We start from the raw sequence: 18,958 nt of genomic DNA, 5'->3' as shown, positions 1-18,958 counted from the left end.
CTTTTTTAGGACTGTTCCGTCTGTTCCATTTCACGGACGACATACGGATAGATTTTTTTATAGCGGATGAAGCCGGCGATGAACGAAGCAACACCGATGACAATCAAAATCGAACAGACGACTTTTCCGATTGTCGTCGTCAATCCGTCACCGGAGACGAATTGGTTGACGGCAAACAAGATGACGAACAAGCTGAGCCAGATGCTCGCTTGCGTATTAAATAAAAATTTTCGGTTCGTGCTTTTCGTATGAAACGCACGTCGTTTGGCAAGCAGATATCCGCCGAGTGACAAGACGATTAACAGAATGAGAACAAACTGCATATGGATGACCTCCTTTTCTTTCTGTATCTGTTTGTATCATATCAATATTTAGAGGAGCTGTGCACTGTGAAAGAACAAATCAGACAATTGATTGAACAAGCATCCACGATCATCATTCATCGTCATGAACGTCCAGACCCGGACGCGTTAGGCAGTCAGTTTGGACTGCAACGAGTTTTACAAAAACGATTTCCTGATAAAAAAATAAAGGCCGTGGGTGAAATGGCGGCTTCACTTTCCTTCATGGGAGAACTTGATTCGGTGGACGCAACAGAATATCAACAGGCGCTTGTCATTGTACTGGATACAGCCAATCAAGGTCGGATTGATGGAGCGGAAGCCTTGAACGGGCAACAGACGATTAAAATCGATCACCATCCGGATGAAGATCCTTACGCAGACGTTCAGATTGTCGATACAACCGTCAGTTCGACGTCAGAGCTGTTGGTCCATCTTTTAAATGAATGGGAGTACGATATCCCGGCCGCTGCAGCGATTCAATTTTATGCAGGAATCGTTGGAGATACAGGTCGTTTCCAATTCAGAGGGACGACAAGCCGGACGTTTTCCGTCGCGGCGCAACTGCTTGATACAGGGATTGATACGGATTGGCTCTATCGAAATATGTATCAGACGGAACTAGTCGCTTTACAGTTACAAGGTTACGTGTTGCAACACATCCAGTTGACGGAAGCAGGCGTCGGTTACGTCGTGTTGACGCAAGATACGTTGGCGACGTTCGATGCGACCGTTGAACAGGCCTCTCTTCTTGTCAACAGTTTTGCAGGCTTGAAAGGCTTAAAAGCATGGGCCTTGTTCCTCGAAACAGATAAGGAAGTGCGTGTCCGTCTGCGCTCGAAAGGGCCCGTCATCAATGAGGTGGCTAAAGAATTCAATGGGGGCGGACATCCGATGGCATCAGGTGCAACAATCAAGAATTTAACGGAAGTTGATAAGGTCGTATCCCGTTTAAATGAAGTGGCAGAAGCCTTTACTTTCGAATAAAAAAGGGCTGCTCGCCATCATCCTGTTTCGGATACATGGCGAACAGCCTTTTTTGCATCAATGAGTGGTAGCCTCTTCCTGGGGGATGAACCAAGTTCCCCGTTCTGTATGATCTTCAATGACATTCAATTCAAGTTCTTTGACAGACTTACGAATTTTTTCAGCGATTTCTTCAGTCTCGGTAAAAGCGGTGACCCCTAATTTCAGTTGTTCCACTTTTTCACGAGCGATTTGGCTACGGTTTAAAATCATGGCAAACTCTCCTTCCGTGCAAGTCATGATGTTCTCTTTTTATTGTAGCGAAAAATGATAGGGATGGCGAGACTGAGAAACACATAGATATGAAACTTCTGAAAACGTTTCATTTACAGGCGAAATATAATCAAGTGAGGATGGAGGAAACAGGATGGTCCAACTAAATGTCCGTACAGCATACAGTCCGTTGCAAAGTACGATTCGGATGGATCGTTATCTCGATGAAGTGAAGCGACGCGGCTTTTCGGCTGCGGCGATTTGTGAGACTTCTTTGACAGGCGTCCCGGCATTTATGGCAGGCTGTAAGCAACGGGAACTGATTCCGATCGTCGGATTCGAACAAGTCATAGAACCGGATGAACTTACGATTCTATGGTATGCGAAAACAAGCCTTGGATTAAAAGTACTTTACCGGCTGGCCAGTGAAATGCCGGTTGAAGATTACTCGGAGCTGATTGCCGTCCTCGAACCGAAACGTCAGGCACCGGAAGATGAAGCGCGCTTGCGGCGTCTCGTCGCCCAGTGGATGGGATCAGCACACAAAGCCACGATTTTACTTGGTGTCAAGGCAGTCCGTTCGACTGTTGAACGCGACAGCAGGGAACGATACCGTCAAGCGGCAAATGCCCTGGGAATTGAAACGATTCCGATTGATCCCGTCCGTTATCTCTTTCGCGAAGAGGCAGATGCGTTTCAAGCCCTGCGTGCCATTGACGAAGGTACGATGTTCGCTGAACAAAAGGTCAGCCGATCGGCTCATCTTAAACTGACGGAAGAATTACAGGATCAGTTTACGGACCGGGAATTGCGGTTGTTAACACGGTGGGCGGAGTCGCAGGAGACGCTGACGTTACCGTTTCAATCGCGTCCTCTTCCACAGGTGACGGATGATTCGAATCACGCCCTGAACCGGTTGGCGCACGATGGTTTACTTGCACATGGACATGTCGGGGAAGAAGCGACGAAACGGCTGCAGTATGAACTCGAAGTTATTGAAAAAACAGGATTTGCGGACTATTTTCTGATTGTTGAAGATTTGGTTCGCCACGCGAAAAGTGAAGGAATCCGTGTCGGCCCGGGACGTGGATCGGCTGCCGGATCACTCGTCAGTTATGCCCTCGGGATTACGACTGTCGATCCGCTGAAGTACGGTTTGTTATTTGAACGGTTCCTGAATCCGGAACGGATCACGATGCCTGATATCGATATTGACATTGAAGATGCGCGGCGGGAGGAAGTGCTTGAGTACCTGGTCGAGCGGTACGGCAAGCAACATGTCGGTCAAATCGGAACGTTATCGACTCTTGGAGCGAAAGCCGCCCTGCGTGATGTAGCACGGGCATTGGAATTTTCGAAAGATGAAACCGACGCGGCGGCAAAACAATTGGGAAAAGTGACGACGCTACAAGGGCTCGAGCAACAAGCATCCATTTACCGCTGGTTCTCGGGCAGTGAAAAACGACGTCAATTGTTACAGCTGGCTCAAGCGATTGAAGGATTACCGAGACAACGTTCGATTCATGCTGCCGGCGTCATCATCGGTTCAGAGGAATTGATCGAGACGACACCGGTTGATTTACATGCAAGTGGACGGTTCGTCACACAATATTTAATGAAGGCAATCGAACAACAAGGTTTGCTGAAGATCGACTTGCTTGGATTACGTAATTTAACACGGTTACGGCAGATGGAGCAGTTGATTCAGCATGCGTACCCTGATTTCTCGGTCGAACGGATACCGGACGAGGACAAAGCGACGTTACGGTTGTTTGCCAAAGGAGAGACGGATCAAATCTTCCAATTTGAATCGGCAGGGATGAAACAGACGCTGCGCGAAGTCAAGCCGAACCGGTTTGAGGATTTAGTCGCGACGATGTCACTGTTCCGTCCGGGACCGATGAAGTTCATCGATCTCTATGCGAAACGAAAAGCCGGTCAACCTTATCAAATGGTTCATCCGATTTTAGAAGAAATTTTAACCGCGACCTACGGCGTTATCGTCTATCAGGAACAAATCATGGAGATTACACGCCGGGTTGCCGGATTTACGCTGGCTCAAGCCGATTTGCTGCGGCGGGCGATTTCGAAAAAAAGCAGTCAGTCTGTAGAAGCGGAAAAGAAACGTTTTATCGAAGGGGCATTGCAAAACGGTTTTGATTTAACGGTTGCCGAAACGTTGTACGATCAAATCGAACGGTTTGCCGGTTATGGATTTAATCGCAGTCATGCTGTTGCCTATACCAAAATCAGTTATGCACTCGGATATATGAAAGCCCATTATCCGCAAATCTTTTCATTGGTATCGATTGATCAACTGGAACGTCTCGTCCGCGTCATGCGGGAAAAACGGCTTCCGGTATTGCCGCCCGATATTTGGATGTCGGATTTCCGTTCGACATTAGAAGGCAAAGGAATCCGGCTCGGAATTCAGACGCTTCGGGGAATTACGGAAAAAGACTTTCATACGTTACGTGAAGCCGCGAAAACCTCGCAGACGATCACACAGTTATTGTCGGCAGTCGGGTGGGGGAAAAAGGAACGGGCGAAGATTGAGCTGTTGTTGTACAGCGGGGCGTTTGATCGTTCGACTCATGGAGACCGGGGGCTTGCAGAACAGGAGGTCCTCGACTACTTTACGATGGCTTCGAATACGCTGCTTCCGGACGAACTCGCAAGCCTTGGACGGAGAAAAACAACAACACAAACGAACCGGACAGCAACCGATTGGGCACGCCTTGAGCGCGAGTCACTTGGATTTTGGCTGACCTATTCTCCGTTGATGACCGCGATGAAGCCGCCTGTTGAGACGACACATTTCCAAACCCTCTCGCTGGAAGGGAATCAAACCAACTACTTGGTTTGTTATATTGAGCAAATCCGTGAATTCAAAACGAAGCGTGCCCAGACAATGGCAGTCATTCATGCCGTCGACGGGTATACGACGGAGGAAGTCGTTGTCTTTCCGCAACAGTATGCCGCGTTCAAACGTTCGTTGTATATCGGAAACGTGCTGTTGATTGAAGTGAAGGTGCAGGAACGTGAGGGAGATCGTCAATTCGTCCTCGAGCGGTTGCGTCCTTTGGGGCAGGACGTCTTATTCGTCAAACTGCCGTCTAAAAATGATCTCGCTGTTCTGGAACGGATGCTCGAATCGGCCCCGGGTGATATTCCGGTCGTCGTACGTTATGCCGATACGAATGAAACCAAGCCGTTGCCGGGAATTTATGCCGTTCAGCAGGAAGAGGAATTGATGGCCCAACTCCGGATTCGCTTCGGGGAAGCGAATATCATCCTGAAAAATGTGCCGCGTTCGAACTAGTAGTAGGTAATAAGATTTGTTATAATAAGGGGTAATTGGTCTGACCAATGACCGCCGGAATAAGGAAATGACGCATGCGTCAGGAAGGTGGTGCTGTACAAAATGGAGAAAAAGCGGAATGCTTTTGAAACGAATATTTCAGCAATCAAAACGATGATCGAAAAGGATGGCTTTGTGCCGGGAGATCGAATTCCATCAGAACGTGAATTGGCAGAACGACTGTCGATCAGCCGTCCTTCGGTGCGGGAAGCACTTCGGACGCTCGCTTATCTCGGAATCATCGAGACAAGGCACGGGGGAGGCAGTTTTCTTTTAAACCGGGATGACCATACCTACATTCAGATCATCGCACAATTTTTAGTGACCGGCGATTCAAAATTTGAAGATTTGGCAGGAACACTTCGTTTGCTTGAACAGGCAGCTTTTGTTCAACTCGCAGACGTGTCCATTCTAGAAGAGCACGTCGATTCCGATGCGGCATTTCGGGAAACGCTGATCGCTACAATCGATAATGATTTGTTTGAGCGGATCTGGCGGCAAGTGAATGCCTTCTATCAAAGTTTTGGTCAAGGGGAGCTCTATACGCGAGCGGAACGGGAAGCTTTTCTAAAACGCTCGTAGGAACCACAAGGGGGAACTAACGTGCAAGCATTTTTTCGAAAACCTAAAAAATTTGTCACTCTGACGTCAAAGGAACAGCGGGTCGATGTGCCGGTTGGTTTAATGACAAAATGTCCGAAGTGCAAACTGATCCAATATACGAAACAACTCGAAGCGAACTTAAAAGTCTGTGTCTGTGGCTACCATCATCCGTTAACAGCGACTGAACGATTTGAACAATTATTTGATGGGGGAACGATTACGTATTTTGATTTACCGGCAGTCAAGGCCGATCCACTCGATTTTCAGGATTATCCTGAAAAGCTGAAAGGTGATCAAGTGCGGACAGGACTTGAAGAAGCGATTGTCTGCGGTGTCGGTCAAGTCAACGGATATCCGCTCGTCGCCTGTGTCATGGACGCCCGTTTCCGGATGGGCTCAATGGGGGCAGCAGTCGGAGCAGCGATTTCGGAAGCAATCCGTTACGCGACAAAAGAAAGATTACCCGTAACGATTTTTTCAGCTTCAGGTGGAGCACGTATGCAGGAAGGAATGGTCAGCCTGATGCAGATGGCGAAATCAAGCTTATTCCTGAAACAGCATTCTGATGCCGGATTGCTGTACGTTTCATGTATGACGCATCCGACGACAGGTGGAGTATCGGCAAGTTTTGCCATGTTAGGCGATTTTAATATCGCAGAACCCGGCGCTTTGATTGGCTTTGCCGGCCGGCGGATCATTGAACAGACGATTCGTGAAAAATTACCGGAAGACTTCCAAACGTCAGAGTTCTTACTGCAGGCGGGACAACTCGACGATGTCGTATCGCGACACGACTTGAAAACCTACTACACACGAATTCTGATGATGCACTCGGAGGAAACCAATCATGCAACCATTTGATCAACCAGTAATCGCATTGCGCAAAAAAATATTAGAACTGCACGATATGGCAGAGACGCAAGGCCTTGATTTCAAAGAAGAACTGAATTTATTGGAAGAGCGGCTGCGTCGGTTAGAACTCGATATTTACGGGAATATGAAAGCGTGGAACCGTGTGCAACTGGCACGGCACCCGGAACGTCCGACGACACTCGATTATGTACGCTTGATTTGTGACGACTTCATTGAATTGCATGGTGATCGGCATGGATATGACGATGCAGCCATCGTCGGAGGTATTGCAATGCTGAATGGACAAGCCGTAACGGTGATTGGTCATCAGCGGGGGAAAGATACGAAGGAAAATATCCGCCGTAACTTTGGTATGCCGCATCCTGAAGGGTACCGGAAAGCTTTACGGTTGATGCAACAAGCAGTGAAGTTCAATCGTCCCATCATTACATTCATTGATACAAAAGGCGCATATCCCGGCCGTGCAGCGGAAGAGCGCGGACAAAGTGAAGCCATTGCGAAAAACCTGTTTGAAATGGCCGGAATGCCGGTCCCGATTATTTCGATCGTCATCGGCGAAGGCGGATCGGGCGGAGCACTCGGAATCGGTGTCTGCGATCAGCTGTTGATGTTGGAGAACTCCACGTACTCCGTCATTTCACCTGAAGGTGCAGCTGCCCTTCTTTGGAAAGACGCCAGTCTCGCGGAGAAAGCGGCGGAATCGATGCAAATCACGGCGCCTGATTTACTGCGACTCGGGATTGCGGACGGCATCATCTCAGAAGTCATCGGTGGAGCGCATTTAGATGTTTCATTACAGGCGGACAAACTAAAATCTGTTCTAGAACAAAAGCTTGCCCAACTGACCCGTTTGACACCAAAACAGTTAATCGAGAAGCGTACAGAAAAATATCACCAAATTGGCACATAACCTGCATGTAATCGCTATCATGATTGGCATTCCTTATTTCGTGAGAGGATGAACAAACTGCTGTAGAAAGTTTATGCAGTCTGCCCTGTTGTAAAACAACAAAACTACGTGCTATTTTAGACTAAGATTAATAGAGAGGTGATTAACGTGAGTTTGAAACGGATTGCTATTTTAACAAGTGGTGGCGATGCACCCGGCATGAATGCCGCAGTGCGTGCTGTAACACGTAAGGCGATTTTTCATGGACTGGAAGTGTTTGGTGTCTACAACGGATACCAAGGTCTGATTAACGGAGATCTCGTCCAATTGAACCTTGGTTCAGTCGGTGACATCATCCAACGGGGTGGAACGTTCCTGCGTTCTGCACGTTGCCCGGAATTCCGGACTGAAGAAGGACGCGCGAAAGCTGTCGTCAATCTGAAGAAATTCGAAATCGATGCACTCGTCGTCGTTGGTGGTGACGGGTCTTATCGTGGTGCTCAAAAATTGACGGGACTCGGTTTCCCGACGATCGGTCTTCCGGGAACGATTGATAACGACATCCCGGGTACGGATTACACGATTGGTTTCGATACAGCCCTCAATACGGCACTCGAAGCCATCGATAAGATCCGTGACACGGCGTCGTCACATGAGCGGACATATGTCATCGAAGTCATGGGACGCGACGCAGGGGATATCGCACTATATGCTGGATTAGCCGGCGGAGCGGAATCAATCCTGGTTCCGGAACGTCCGGAAGATTTAAAAGAAGTCTTGAACCGGATTCAAAGCGGTGTCAATCGTGGTAAGAAACACTCGATCGTTATCGTAGCGGAAGGTGCCGGACGTGCGCAGGATGTTGGAGACGAGATTGCCAAGGAAACAGGACTTGATACACGTGTCACGGTATTAGGTCATGTTCAACGCGGCGGTGCGCCGACAGCTGCTGACCGTGTACTGGCAAGCCGGATGGGTGCCTATGCGATTGACATCCTGCTTGAAGGTAAGCAAGGACGTGTCGTAGGTGTACGCGGCGGTAAGATGGTCGATCTTGATATCGACGAAGCATTGGATGAAAACAAACACGAACTGGATCTCGAAATCTTAGAGTTGTCAAAACAACTATCCATCTAAGGTAGACTGACATTCGTCGTATTGGTATAGGTTTATTGGCATTGTGATCGAACAGCCAAACATTGTAGGAGGTTTATGGAATATGCGCAGAACTAAAATTGTATGTACGATTGGACCGGCGTCAGAAAAACGTCTTCCAGAAATGATTGAAGCGGGTATGAACGTTGCTCGTCTTAACTTCTCACACGGTGACTATGAAGAACATGGTGCCCGCATCACGGATATCCGTCGTGCAGCAGAAGAAGCAAACAAATTAGTTACGATTCTTTTAGATACAAAAGGTCCGGAAATCCGCACGCATACGTTTGAAGAAGGTAAAGCCCTCCTCGTACGCGGCAAACAAGTTATCGTCGTCAGCGGTGACGCAAACGAAATCGTAGGTACAGCTGACAAGTTCTCTGTCACATACGACGGTTTATACGATGATGTCGAAGTCGGTTCAATGATTATGCTTGATGACGGGTTAATCGGACTCCGTGTCGCAGAAAAACTCGACAACCGTGAACTTCTTTGCGACATCGAAAACGAAGGAATCATTAAAACGAAAAAAGGGGTTAACTTACCAAATGTAAAAGTTAACTTGCCTGCTTTGACAGACAAAGACATCGCAGACATCGAGTTCGGAATTAAGAGCGACATCGATTTGATCGCTGCTTCATTCGTGCGTCGTGCGTCTGACGTTGTTGCGATTCGTCAATTGCTCGAAAAACACAATGCCAGCCACATCAAAATCTTCCCGAAAATCGAAAACCAGGAAGGTGTCGACAACATCGAAGAAATCATCGCGATTTCTGACGGTTTGATGGTCGCACGTGGTGATCTCGGGATCGAAATTCCGACTGAAGAAGTCACGCCGACACAAAAAGATCTCATCAAAATCTGTAATGATTACGGTAAACCGGTCATCACAGCAACGCAGATGCTTGACTCGATGCAACGTTTCCCGCGTCCGACACGTGCGGAAGCATCAGACGTCGCCAACGCAATTCTTGATGGAACAGATGCCATCATGCTTTCAGGTGAAACAGCAGCCGGGGACTACCCGATTGAATCTGTTCAAATGATGCACACGATTGCGAAGCGTACGGAGAAAATGCTCGACTACAAAATGCTCTTGAAAGATCGTCAAACACGCAGTGAGCACACTGTGACGGATGCGATCGCTCAAGCGGTTACGCATACAGCCATCAACCTGGACGCAAAAGCAATCTTGACACCGACACAGTCTGGTTACACAGCTGCCCGGATTTCAAAATACCGTCCAGAGCCAAACATTGTTGCCGTCACACCGAGCGCGCGTGTTGCACGTCAACTCAACATCGTTTGGGGTGTTTACCCGATCGTTGTCGATCACCTCTCAGACAACACGGATGACATGTTGACACTTGCTGCTGATACAGCAAAAGAAGCAGGATTCGTCACAGACGGTGACCTCGTCGTCATCTCTGCAGGTATCCCGGCTCTTACAGCAGGTACAACAAACATGTTGAAAATTCACATCGTCGGTAAAGAAATCACAAACGGTCGCGGAATCGGTGAACGTGGTGTCGTTGGCGAAGTCGTCATCGCGCATACAGCTGAAGAAGCAAACGCAAAAGCAAAACCAGGCATGATTCTTGTCACGAACTCAACGGATCGCGACATGATGCCTGCAATCGAGATGGCTGCAGCAATGGTCACAGTAGACGGCGGATTGACTAGCCATGCTGGAATCGTTGGTCCTTCACTCGGTAAACCGGTTATCGTCGGTGTTGAAAACGCCATGACAATCTTCACGGATGGTCAACGTATTTCAATCGATCCGTTAACAGGTAAATTGTACAACGCATAATCACTGAAACGGATGTGGCGAAAGCCATATCCGTTTTTTCAAATCGGGGGTTTTAACATGGAAGCCTATCTGTTTTTGATTGGTCTCGTGTTGATCGGTGTCATCGCTCAAAACAAATCATTGATCATTGCAGCTGCTTTTTTGCTGATCATTAAGGCGATTGGTCTCGACGGACGTCTGTTTCCGTCTTTACAGGCGAAAGGCATCACCTGGGGAGTCACGTTGATCACAGCGGCCATCCTGGTACCGATTGCTACGGGAGACATCGGATTCAGGGAACTGCTCAACAGCGTACGGGGACATATCGGTATCATTTCGTTTTTAGCGGGAATTTTTGTCGCAATCATTGCAGCCCACGGTGTGGGTCTGATGAAGGAAGATCCCCTGGTCACGACAGCGTTGCTTGCCGGAACGATTCTTGCAGTCGGATTGTTTCGGGGTGTGCCGGTCGGTCCTTTAATCGGAGCGGGAATCGCCGCTCTTGTCATCGGGATGTGGGACATCATCGTCAAAGCAATCAGCGGCTAAGGGATGCTGCAATAGGGAACAGAATTAATTTTTTGATAATAGTATGCAAGTTCGTTCACTTTTTGGTTAATTTTGTTTATACTAAGAACAGAAACAAGATGGTCTATTCAGGAGCAAACGGTTCGATGTGGGGAACGACTCTTGCTTAGACGTCTTTTTTTCAATACGGAAATGAAAGCGTTTTAAATTTCTGGGGGGAAAAAAGGGGGATTTTTGTATGACACAAACAAAAGGTTTAGAAGGAATCGTCGCAACATCATCGAAGATCAGTTCGATCATCGATGGTCAGTTGACGTATGGTGGGTATACAATTGATGATTTGGCGGAGCACGCCTCATTTGAAGAAGTGGTCTTTTTACTTTGGAATGACCGCTTACCAAAAGAAGACGAACTGAAGCAATTGTCAGAAGCTTTGATTTCTGAAGCGACGGTTGCACCGGCAGTCCTTGAGACATTAAAAGTGGCGCCAAAAACCGCTAACGCGATGTCAGCCATCCGAACGGCTTTGTCACAACTTGCATTATATGATGAATCGGCGGAAGATATGTCGACAGAGGCGAATTACGCTAAAGCCATCAAACTCCAAGCGCAGATTGCGACACTCGTGACTGCATATGCACGAATCAAAAAAGGTCAAGAGCCGGTTGCACCGAAAGCTGGACTTTCATATGCAGCGAATTTCCTCTACATGCTGACAGGCGAAGAGCCGACAGAAGTAGCAGAAAAAGCCTTTAACCAAGCACTCGTCTTGCATGCCGATCACGAACTGAACGCTTCAACATTTACAGCACGTGTCTGTGTTGCAACCCTGTCAGATGTCTATTCAGGCGTCACAGCTGCCATGGGTGCTTTGAAAGGTCCGCTTCACGGTGGAGCGAACGAAGCGGTCATGAACATGTTGCTTGAAATTGATTCAGTTGAAAAGGTTGACGAGTATGTTCATAATAAACTTAAGAACAAGGAAAAAATCATGGGCTTCGGTCACCGTGTCTACAAAGACGGCGACCCGCGTGCGAAGCACCTCCAGGAGATGAGCCGTCAATTGACAGCTCAAATCGGAGAACCGAAATGGTACGAGATGTCAGTCAAGATTGACCAAATCGTCCAATCGGAAAAAGGATTGAAACCCAACGTCGATTTCTATTCCGCTTCCACATACCATGCACTTGGACTTGATACGGAATTGTTTACGCCAATCTTTGCCGTCAGTCGTATGTCAGGTTGGTTAGCGCACATTTTAGAGCAGTATAGTGACAACCGCCTCATTCGTCCACGCGCTGATTATATTGGTGAAACACACCGGACATACGTGTCCATGAACGAACGTTAAAAAAGACGGAGAGGAGAAATCCTCTCCTGCTTTTTGATGACATCAATCATATTCAAGGGGGATTTTACAAATGGCTACAATTCAAGGCGAAAACATCACGGTAACAGACGGAACACTTAACGTACCGAATTCACCAATCATTCCATTCATCATCGGTGATGGCACTGGACCTGATATCTGGAATGCTGCAGTTCGTGTCTTTGATGCTGCTGTCGAAAAAGCATACAACGGTGAAAAAAAGATTGAATGGAAAGAAGTCTATGCTGGAGAAAAAGCATTCAACAAAACAGGCAACTGGCTTCCAGAAGAAACACTTGACCTGATCCGCGAACACATCATCGCGATCAAAGGACCACTCACGACACCAGTCGGCGGCGGAATCCGTTCGTTAAACGTTGCGCTTCGTCAAGAACTTGATTTATATACATGTCTTCGCCCGGTCCGTTACTTCACAGGTGTTCCTTCACCGGTTAAACGCCCAGAAGATACAGACATGGTCATCTTCCGCGAAAACACAGAAGATATCTACGCTGGGATCGAATATGCGTCAGGCAGCGAAGAAGCACAAAAATTACTTAACTTCCTGCAAACAGAGATGGGTGTCAACAAAATCCGTTTCCCTGAAACGTCTGGTCTCGGGATCAAACCGATCTCAAAAGAAGGAACAGAACGTCTTGTCCGTGCAGCGATTGAATATGCACTCGAAAACAAACGTGCTTCATTGACGCTCGTTCACAAAGGGAACATCATGAAGTTCACAGAAGGTGCATTCAAAAACTGGGGTTATGAACTCGCAGAACGTGAATATGCAGAACACGTCTTCACATGGAACCAGTATGACCGCATCAAGGATGAAGAAGGCGCTGATGCAGCGAACAAAGCACAATCTGAAGCAGAAGCAGCGGGCAAGTTGATCGTCAAAGATTCGATTGCTGATATCTTCTTACAACAAATCTTGACGCGTCCAAAAGAATTCGATGTCGTTGCAACGATGAACTTGAATGGTGATTACATTTCTGATGCGCTTGCAGCACAAGTCGGCGGAATCGGGATTGCACCTGGTGCTAACATCAACTACATGACAGGTCACGCGATCTTCGAGGCGACTCACGGTACAGCACCGAAATATGCGGGACTTGATAAGGTAAATCCATCTTCTGTCATTCTTTCAGGAGAAATGATGTTCCGTCACCTTGGATGGAATGAAGTTGCAGACTTGATTATTCAATCAATGGAAAAATCAATTGAAAATAAAGTCGTCACATATGACTTCGCACGTCTCATGGATGGTGCGACAGAAGTGAAATGTTCTGAATTCGCAGATGAACTCATCAAGAATATGTAATCTTGAATAGGGGGACGGGGCAATGAATCGACGAAAAAAGATTTCGGTCATCGGGAGCGGATTTACAGGGGCAACAACAGCACTGTACCTCGCTCAAAAAGAGTTAGGGGATATCGTGCTCGTTGATATGCCGCAACAGGAAAACGTGACCAAAGGAAAAGCACTTGATATGCAGGAAACAGCACCGATTCAAGGTTTTGACGCCTGGATCAACGGGACATCTGATTATCAAGACATTCAAGGTTCTGACATCGTCGTCATTACGGCGGGGATTGCCAGAAAACCGGGGATGAGTCGTGAAGATCTTGTCAGCACGAATGCAAACGTCATGAAAGCCGTCACGAAAGAAATCGTGACCCATGCACCGGAATCGATCATCATCGTGTTGACGAACCCTGTCGATGCGATGACGTATACCGTCTTTCAAGCATCCGGTTTTCCGAAAGAACGCGTCATCGGTCAGTCCGGTGTGCTCGATACGGCACGTTTCCGGACGTTCGTCGCAATGGAACTCAATGTCTCTGTTAAGGATATCTCCGGATTCGTGCTCGGTGGGCATGGCGACGATATGGTACCGTTGTTACGTTATTCCTACGCGGGCGGAATTCCGCTGGAGAAACTGCTGACACCGGAACGATTAGCTGCCATCGTCGAACGGACACGCAAAGGCGGCGGTGAAATCGTTCAGTTACTCGGGAACGGTTCGGCCTATTACGCACCGGCAGCTGCCATCGTCGAGATGGTAGAAGCAATTCTAAAAGATCAGCGGCGAATTTTGCCGGCGATTGCCTATCTCGAAGGAGAATACGGGTATGAGGACTTGTATCTCGGTGTTCCGACCATTCTTGGTGGGAACGGCGTGGAACGGGTACTTGAGTTGGACTTGACGTTAGAAGAAAAGCAAGGGCTGGATCGATCCGTTTCAACGGTCCGTTCTGTGTTGGAAATGCTCTGACTTCAATTTTAGTAAACAAGGCATCCAATCAAAAGATTGGGTGTCTTTTTGTATTGAATTAAAAAATCCTCTTTTTGTAAGAAACATGTAACATGAATGTCTGTTTTTTAGGGTAAACCTTTACAGTATACCTGTTTTTTAAAACTTTAAAGGGGGAAATTTCATGCGCGCCGTTACGTATCAAGGTACAAAAAATGTCGAAGTGAAAGATGTTCAGGATCCGTCGATTGAGAAAAACGATGATATCATCGTCAAAATTACGTCAACTGCCATCTGTGGGTCAGATTTGCACATCTATCAAGGAAATATGCCGGCAAAAAAAGATTATGTCATTGGACATGAGCCGATGGGAATCGTTGAAGAAGTTGGTCCGGATGTAACGAAGGTCAAGCGCGGAGACCGAGTTGTCCTGCCGTTCAACGTCGCGTGTGGACATTGTTTCTTTTGTGAACATGATATGGAGAGTCAATGCGACAATTCGAACGGGAATCCGCACGTCGATACAGGCGGATACTTCGGATTTACGGAAGAATTCGGAGGACATCCGGGCGGTCAGGCAGAGTACTTAAAAGTCCCGTTTGGAAACTTCATGCCACTCGTTGTTCCGGAGTCTTGTGAACTGGAAGATGAAGCCTTACTGTTCCTGTCCGATGTCATTCCGACAGCTTACTGGAGTGTTTTGAATGCCGGCGTTAAAAAAGGGGATACGGTCGTCATTCTCGGATCGGGGCCGGTCGGATTGATGACACAGAAATTTGCCTGGATGCAAGGAGCAAAACGGGTCATTGCCGTTGATCAGCAAGTATACCGGTTAAATCATGCCAAGATGACGAACCGCGTCGAAACGGTCAATTTGCAGGATCACAAAGAGACCGGTCAATATCTGAAGGAACTGACTCAGGGCGGCGCAGATGTCGTCATTGATTGTGTCGGACTGGACGGTAAGATGTCGGCTGTTGAAAAAGTCGAACAAAAAATCGGTTTGCAAGGTGGAACGTTGAGTGCCATCAATATCGCGAAAGATGCTGTTCGGAAATTTGGAACGGTCCAATTGACAGGTGTCTATGCCAAAAAATACAATCAATTCCCGCTCGGAGATTTCTTTACGCGGAACATCACGCTAAAGATGGGACAGGCTCCGGTCGTTCATCTGATGCCCGAATTGTTCCAAAAAATCATCAATCAGGAGTTTGATCCAACCGATATCATTACGCACAAAATTGATTTGGAACAGGCAGCCCATGCCTACCAAACGTTTAACGATCATGAGGACGGGTGCATTAAAGTCATCTTAAAACCATAACGCAACCAGCATAAAGACCGCTTCTGACATCCGAAGCGGTCTTTTGTGTGAAAAATTATATCTGATGTACCGGGTGGGCGTATGATTAAAAGAACAAGACGGGCCAAAGGAAACCTACGGCAAGACCAAGCAGAAGACCCACGAAGACCTGGAACTCGGTGTGTCCGACCAGTTCATTGAGCAAAGGTGTCTTGTGCCGGATTCCTTTGAAATAATCATTTAACAGCTTGGCCTGTAACCCGACGGCTTGGCGAACGCCGGTCGCATCATACATGATGATGACAGCGAAAATGGCGGCAAGTGCAAACAGGGAAGAACTAAAGCCTTCTTGAAAACCAATCACGACAGCCAGTGCGACGACAGTCGAACTATGTGAACTCGGCATGCCGCCTGAAGCAAACATGATTTCAAGGTCAAATTTTTTTGTTTTGATTAAACCGGTGACGAGTTTGGCGGCTTGTGCGATAAACCAGGCCGTAATTGCTGCAAACAACGGGTGATTCCATTCCATATTCATTCCTCCACATAATCACGATATATAACTGTTTCCCCAATTCCGTCATTTCAACACGGGAAACTACTGGAAGAAAGTGTCCGACCTTAAAGATTATGTAAAGAAAGACCAGAAAGATTTGTGGTTTAGTAGCGAAAGTCGTTAAGATGAAGACAGAAGAAGCGGATTCCACGGAATTCCTCATTCAAAGATGAAATGTGCTGAGGAGGCTAACTGTCTTGAAAGATAAAATAATCGTTGTTGATGATGAACTCTCGATTGCCACACTTTTAAAATTTAATTTAGAGCAAGCCGGTTTTGTTGTTGAAACGGCCCATGATGGAATGACAGGGTTGAAGTTAGCGGAGAAACAAGATGCAGCGTTAATTGTCCTGGATCTCATGTTACCGGAACTGGATGGACTGGAAGTCTGCAAGCGACTACGCCAACAAAAAATCAATACCCCGATTTTAATGCTGACGGCAAAAGATGATGAGTTTGACAAAGTGCTCGGACTGGAACTCGGAGCAGATGATTATTTGACGAAGCCGTTCAGTCCGCGTGAAGTCGTCGCCCGTGTTAAAGCCATCCTGCGCCGAATGAACCAGCAGAATGTCGCGGAAGAAGTGACGGATGGAACGATCCTGATTGGAGACGTCAAAATCGTACCGGATAACTACGAAGCATTCAAGGCAGAAGAGCGACTCGAATTGACACCAAAGGAATTTGAGCTGTTAGTATATCTCGCAAAAAACAAAGGACGTGTTTTGACGCGGGACCAATTGTTGTCCGCCATCTGGAATTATGACTTCGTTGGGGATACGCGAATCGTTGATGTGCACATCAGTCATGTTCGAGAAAAAATTGAACCGAATACGAAAAAGCCGATCTACATTAAAACGATTCGCGGATTAGGTTACAAAATGGAGGAGCCGAAAGCGGAATGAGTAAATACCGCAAACGATTCATTCTGAAAATGTTGTCTTTCATCAGCCTGGTCTTAATCGCACTGGGCTTTTTGCTTGGACAATCATTTAAAGATTTTTATATCAATAATGAAAAAGAAAAATTAGTGGATGAAACTTCACTTGTGGAGTCCATTTTACGGGAGCGGACAGTGCCGGATATGGCAGCCTACGTCGATAAGATGTATGCTGAATCGAATTTCGACATGATTTTATTTAACGGTCGCGGGGAAATCATTGCCGGAACCCCGGTCGATGTCACGAAGCTAAACGTTAGGGCCATTAATTTTTCTGCCATCCCAAACGATGGCACATTCGAATCGAAAGTCGATGAAACGAGTCTTCAATATACGAAACCCGTCCTGACGGCTGACGGTGGGGAAGTCTACATCAGTTTCATCCGCTATACAAAAGATTTGAACATGATTTATTCGCGAATTTGGACCGTCATCATCTTATCTCTTCTGACTTCGCTTTGTATTATTTTCTTCGCTGTCTACAGTTCGACAAAACGTTTTTTACGACCGATTGCGGAAGCGACAGAAGTCTTACACGAATTGTCACATGGGAACTATAAATCCCGTGTCTATGAATTGACGGCACCGGACGAGTCGCGTGATCTCGGGAAATCAATCAATCTGTTAGCCCGGAATTTAGAAAATGCGTCTTCCGGCGAAGCAATGCAACGGGCACGGCTCGAATCATTGATTGAATACATGGGTGCCGGCTTGATGCTGATTGATGAGAAAGGGTATGTTCTTCTGGTTAACCGGACATACCGGGAAATGTTTAATATCTACGGTCAGTCGAATGGACAATTGTACTACCGGGTTTTACCGAATGAAAAGATGAGTCAGGTCATCGAAGATGTCTATCTGACGGAAAAACCGAACCGGAAACAATCGAGTGTCCGGTTTGGATTGAACAGTCGGACTTTCATGGTCAGTGCGGCACCGATTTTTGGGAAAAACGGACGCGTTCAGGGGACGACAGTCGTATTTAACGATATTACGGAAATCAAAAAGCTTGAACAGATGCGGAAGGACTTCGTCGCCAATGTCAGCCATGAGCTGAAGACACCGCTGACGTCAATCAAAGGATTTGCCGAAACGCTGCTCGATGGTGCCCAGGACGTCCCGGAAATCAGGGAGCAGTTCCTGAACATCATTCATGATGAATCCGAGCGGATGCAGACGCTGGTCGAAGATTTACTTGAATTGTCGCGTCTCGAACAGGACAATTATCAGCTGGAGACGACGATTGTCGACGTTACGAGTTTACTCCGTGAAACTGAAACACTGTTACAACGAAAAGCAACGGAAAAGCAGATGACGATTCATCTCGAGACAGAAGAAGAAGTATTTATCCGGGCGGATTTAAATCGCTTAAAGCAAGTCGTCGTCAATCTTGTCGCGAATGCCTTGAACTATACGCCGAACGGCGGTAATGTCTGGGTCAGTCTAGAGGACGGGGAAGAAGCCGTCATGCTCCGAATCAAGGATGATGGAATCGGGATTCATCCAAAAGAGATGCAACGGATTTTTGAACGGTTTTACCGCGTGGATAAGGCGCGGAGTCGAAATTCAGGCGGGACCGGTCTTGGTCTCGCAATCGTCAAACATATCATCGATTTGCATCACGGAACGATTGACGTGGAATCCGAAGAAAATCAAGGAACGACTTTTACGATACGTTTACCGAAAAAGGGATAAGACTTCATATTTCCTTTACAGAAGAATCGTATGCTTAAAGTACCTTCTTCATC

The 18,958-nt window shown here is 47.1% G+C and carries 17 protein-coding genes; 14 read left to right on the top strand and 3 right to left on the bottom strand.

Annotated features, from left to right (window positions below):
- Positions 1-5: 5 nt before the first annotated feature.
- Positions 6-323 carry a YtpI family protein gene (locus ABIC15_RS02435; RefSeq protein ID WP_012371088.1) on the bottom strand — a complete coding sequence of 106 codons (318 nt, stop codon included), beginning with the start codon at positions 321-323 and terminating at the stop codon, positions 6-8.
- Between the two features lie 66 nt (positions 324-389).
- Here ABIC15_RS02435 and ABIC15_RS02430 point away from each other — a divergent pair, with 66 nt between their 5' ends.
- Positions 390-1,328 carry a DHH family phosphoesterase gene (locus ABIC15_RS02430; RefSeq protein ID WP_012371087.1) on the top strand — a complete coding sequence of 313 codons (939 nt, stop codon included), beginning with the start codon at positions 390-392 and terminating at the stop codon, positions 1,326-1,328.
- A gap of 57 nt (positions 1,329-1,385) precedes the next feature.
- On the opposite strand, the gene ABIC15_RS02425 is transcribed toward ABIC15_RS02430, so the two are convergent.
- Positions 1,386-1,580 carry a YtzJ family protein gene (locus ABIC15_RS02425; RefSeq protein ID WP_012371086.1) on the bottom strand — a complete coding sequence of 65 codons (195 nt, stop codon included), beginning with the start codon at positions 1,578-1,580 and terminating at the stop codon, positions 1,386-1,388.
- A gap of 154 nt (positions 1,581-1,734) precedes the next feature.
- Here ABIC15_RS02425 and dnaE point away from each other — a divergent pair, with 154 nt between their 5' ends.
- The 11 genes from dnaE to ABIC15_RS02370 all read left to right on the top strand — a co-directional run bounded on the left by dnaE (position 1,735) and on the right by ABIC15_RS02370 (position 15,735).
- Positions 1,735-4,902 (top strand): DNA polymerase III subunit alpha, encoded by a 3,168-nt coding sequence (dnaE, locus tag ABIC15_RS02420; RefSeq protein ID WP_354019660.1) that lies wholly within the window; start codon positions 1,735-1,737, stop codon positions 4,900-4,902.
- Between the two features lie 102 nt (positions 4,903-5,004).
- Entirely contained in the window at positions 5,005-5,523 is a 519-nt protein-coding gene (locus ABIC15_RS02415; RefSeq protein WP_012371084.1) for a FadR/GntR family transcriptional regulator, read from the top strand.
- A gap of 21 nt (positions 5,524-5,544) precedes the next feature.
- On the top strand, positions 5,545-6,405 hold the full coding sequence (accD, locus tag ABIC15_RS02410) for an acetyl-CoA carboxylase, carboxyltransferase subunit beta (protein ID WP_354019659.1): 861 nt from the start codon (positions 5,545-5,547) through the stop codon (positions 6,403-6,405).
- Positions 6,392-7,327, top strand: a complete 936-nt coding sequence (locus tag ABIC15_RS02405; protein WP_354019658.1) for an acetyl-CoA carboxylase carboxyltransferase subunit alpha — start codon at positions 6,392-6,394, stop codon at positions 7,325-7,327. The genes accD and ABIC15_RS02405 overlap by 14 nt, the downstream gene beginning before the upstream one ends.
- 153 nt (positions 7,328-7,480) lie before the next feature.
- Complete coding sequence (gene pfkA, locus ABIC15_RS02400; RefSeq protein WP_326930248.1) at positions 7,481-8,443, top strand: 6-phosphofructokinase; 963 nt, start codon at positions 7,481-7,483, stop codon at positions 8,441-8,443.
- A gap of 82 nt (positions 8,444-8,525) precedes the next feature.
- Positions 8,526-10,274: a pyruvate kinase gene (pyk, locus tag ABIC15_RS02395; RefSeq protein WP_354019657.1), complete on the top strand. Its 1,749-nt coding sequence runs from the start codon at positions 8,526-8,528 to the stop codon at positions 10,272-10,274.
- 57 nt (positions 10,275-10,331) lie between these two features.
- Positions 10,332-10,802, top strand: a complete 471-nt coding sequence (locus ABIC15_RS02390; protein ID WP_012371079.1) for a DUF441 domain-containing protein — start codon at positions 10,332-10,334, stop codon at positions 10,800-10,802.
- Positions 10,803-11,019: 217 nt separating this feature from the next.
- Complete coding sequence (citZ, locus tag ABIC15_RS02385) at positions 11,020-12,132, top strand: citrate synthase (protein WP_354019656.1); 1,113 nt, start codon at positions 11,020-11,022, stop codon at positions 12,130-12,132.
- Between the two features lie 70 nt (positions 12,133-12,202).
- Complete coding sequence (gene icd, locus ABIC15_RS02380; RefSeq protein ID WP_354019655.1) at positions 12,203-13,477, top strand: NADP-dependent isocitrate dehydrogenase; 1,275 nt, start codon at positions 12,203-12,205, stop codon at positions 13,475-13,477.
- A gap of 22 nt (positions 13,478-13,499) precedes the next feature.
- A complete protein-coding gene (gene mdh, locus ABIC15_RS02375; RefSeq protein WP_354019654.1) occupies positions 13,500-14,432 on the top strand; it encodes a malate dehydrogenase in 933 nt (310 codons plus the stop codon).
- Positions 14,433-14,595: 163 nt separating this feature from the next.
- Positions 14,596-15,735: a zinc-dependent alcohol dehydrogenase gene (locus ABIC15_RS02370; RefSeq protein WP_131502790.1), complete on the top strand. Its 1,140-nt coding sequence runs from the start codon at positions 14,596-14,598 to the stop codon at positions 15,733-15,735.
- 85 nt (positions 15,736-15,820) lie between these two features.
- Here ABIC15_RS02370 and ABIC15_RS02365 read toward each other — a convergent pair whose 3' ends face one another.
- Positions 15,821-16,252: a divergent PAP2 family protein gene (locus ABIC15_RS02365; protein ID WP_369835016.1), complete on the bottom strand. Its 432-nt coding sequence runs from the start codon at positions 16,250-16,252 to the stop codon at positions 15,821-15,823.
- A gap of 215 nt (positions 16,253-16,467) precedes the next feature.
- On the opposite strand from ABIC15_RS02365, the gene ABIC15_RS02360 reads away from it, so the two are divergent.
- Together ABIC15_RS02360 and pnpS are read left to right on the top strand one after the other, a co-directional pair.
- A complete protein-coding gene (locus tag ABIC15_RS02360; protein WP_131502789.1) occupies positions 16,468-17,175 on the top strand; it encodes a response regulator transcription factor in 708 nt (235 codons plus the stop codon).
- A complete protein-coding gene (gene pnpS, locus ABIC15_RS02355; protein ID WP_354019653.1) occupies positions 17,172-18,905 on the top strand; it encodes a two-component system histidine kinase PnpS in 1,734 nt (577 codons plus the stop codon). The genes ABIC15_RS02360 and pnpS overlap by 4 nt, the downstream gene beginning before the upstream one ends.
- Positions 18,906-18,958: the final 53 nt, after the last annotated feature.

It is taken from the genome of Exiguobacterium sp. PvP048 (genome assembly GCF_040549175.1).
In the GTDB taxonomy this organism is placed as follows: Bacteria; Bacillota; Bacilli; order Exiguobacteriales; family Exiguobacteriaceae; genus Exiguobacterium_A; species Exiguobacterium_A artemiae.
Note: the sequence above shows the minus strand (reverse complement) of the source record. Positions and strands in the feature narration are given on the sequence as shown.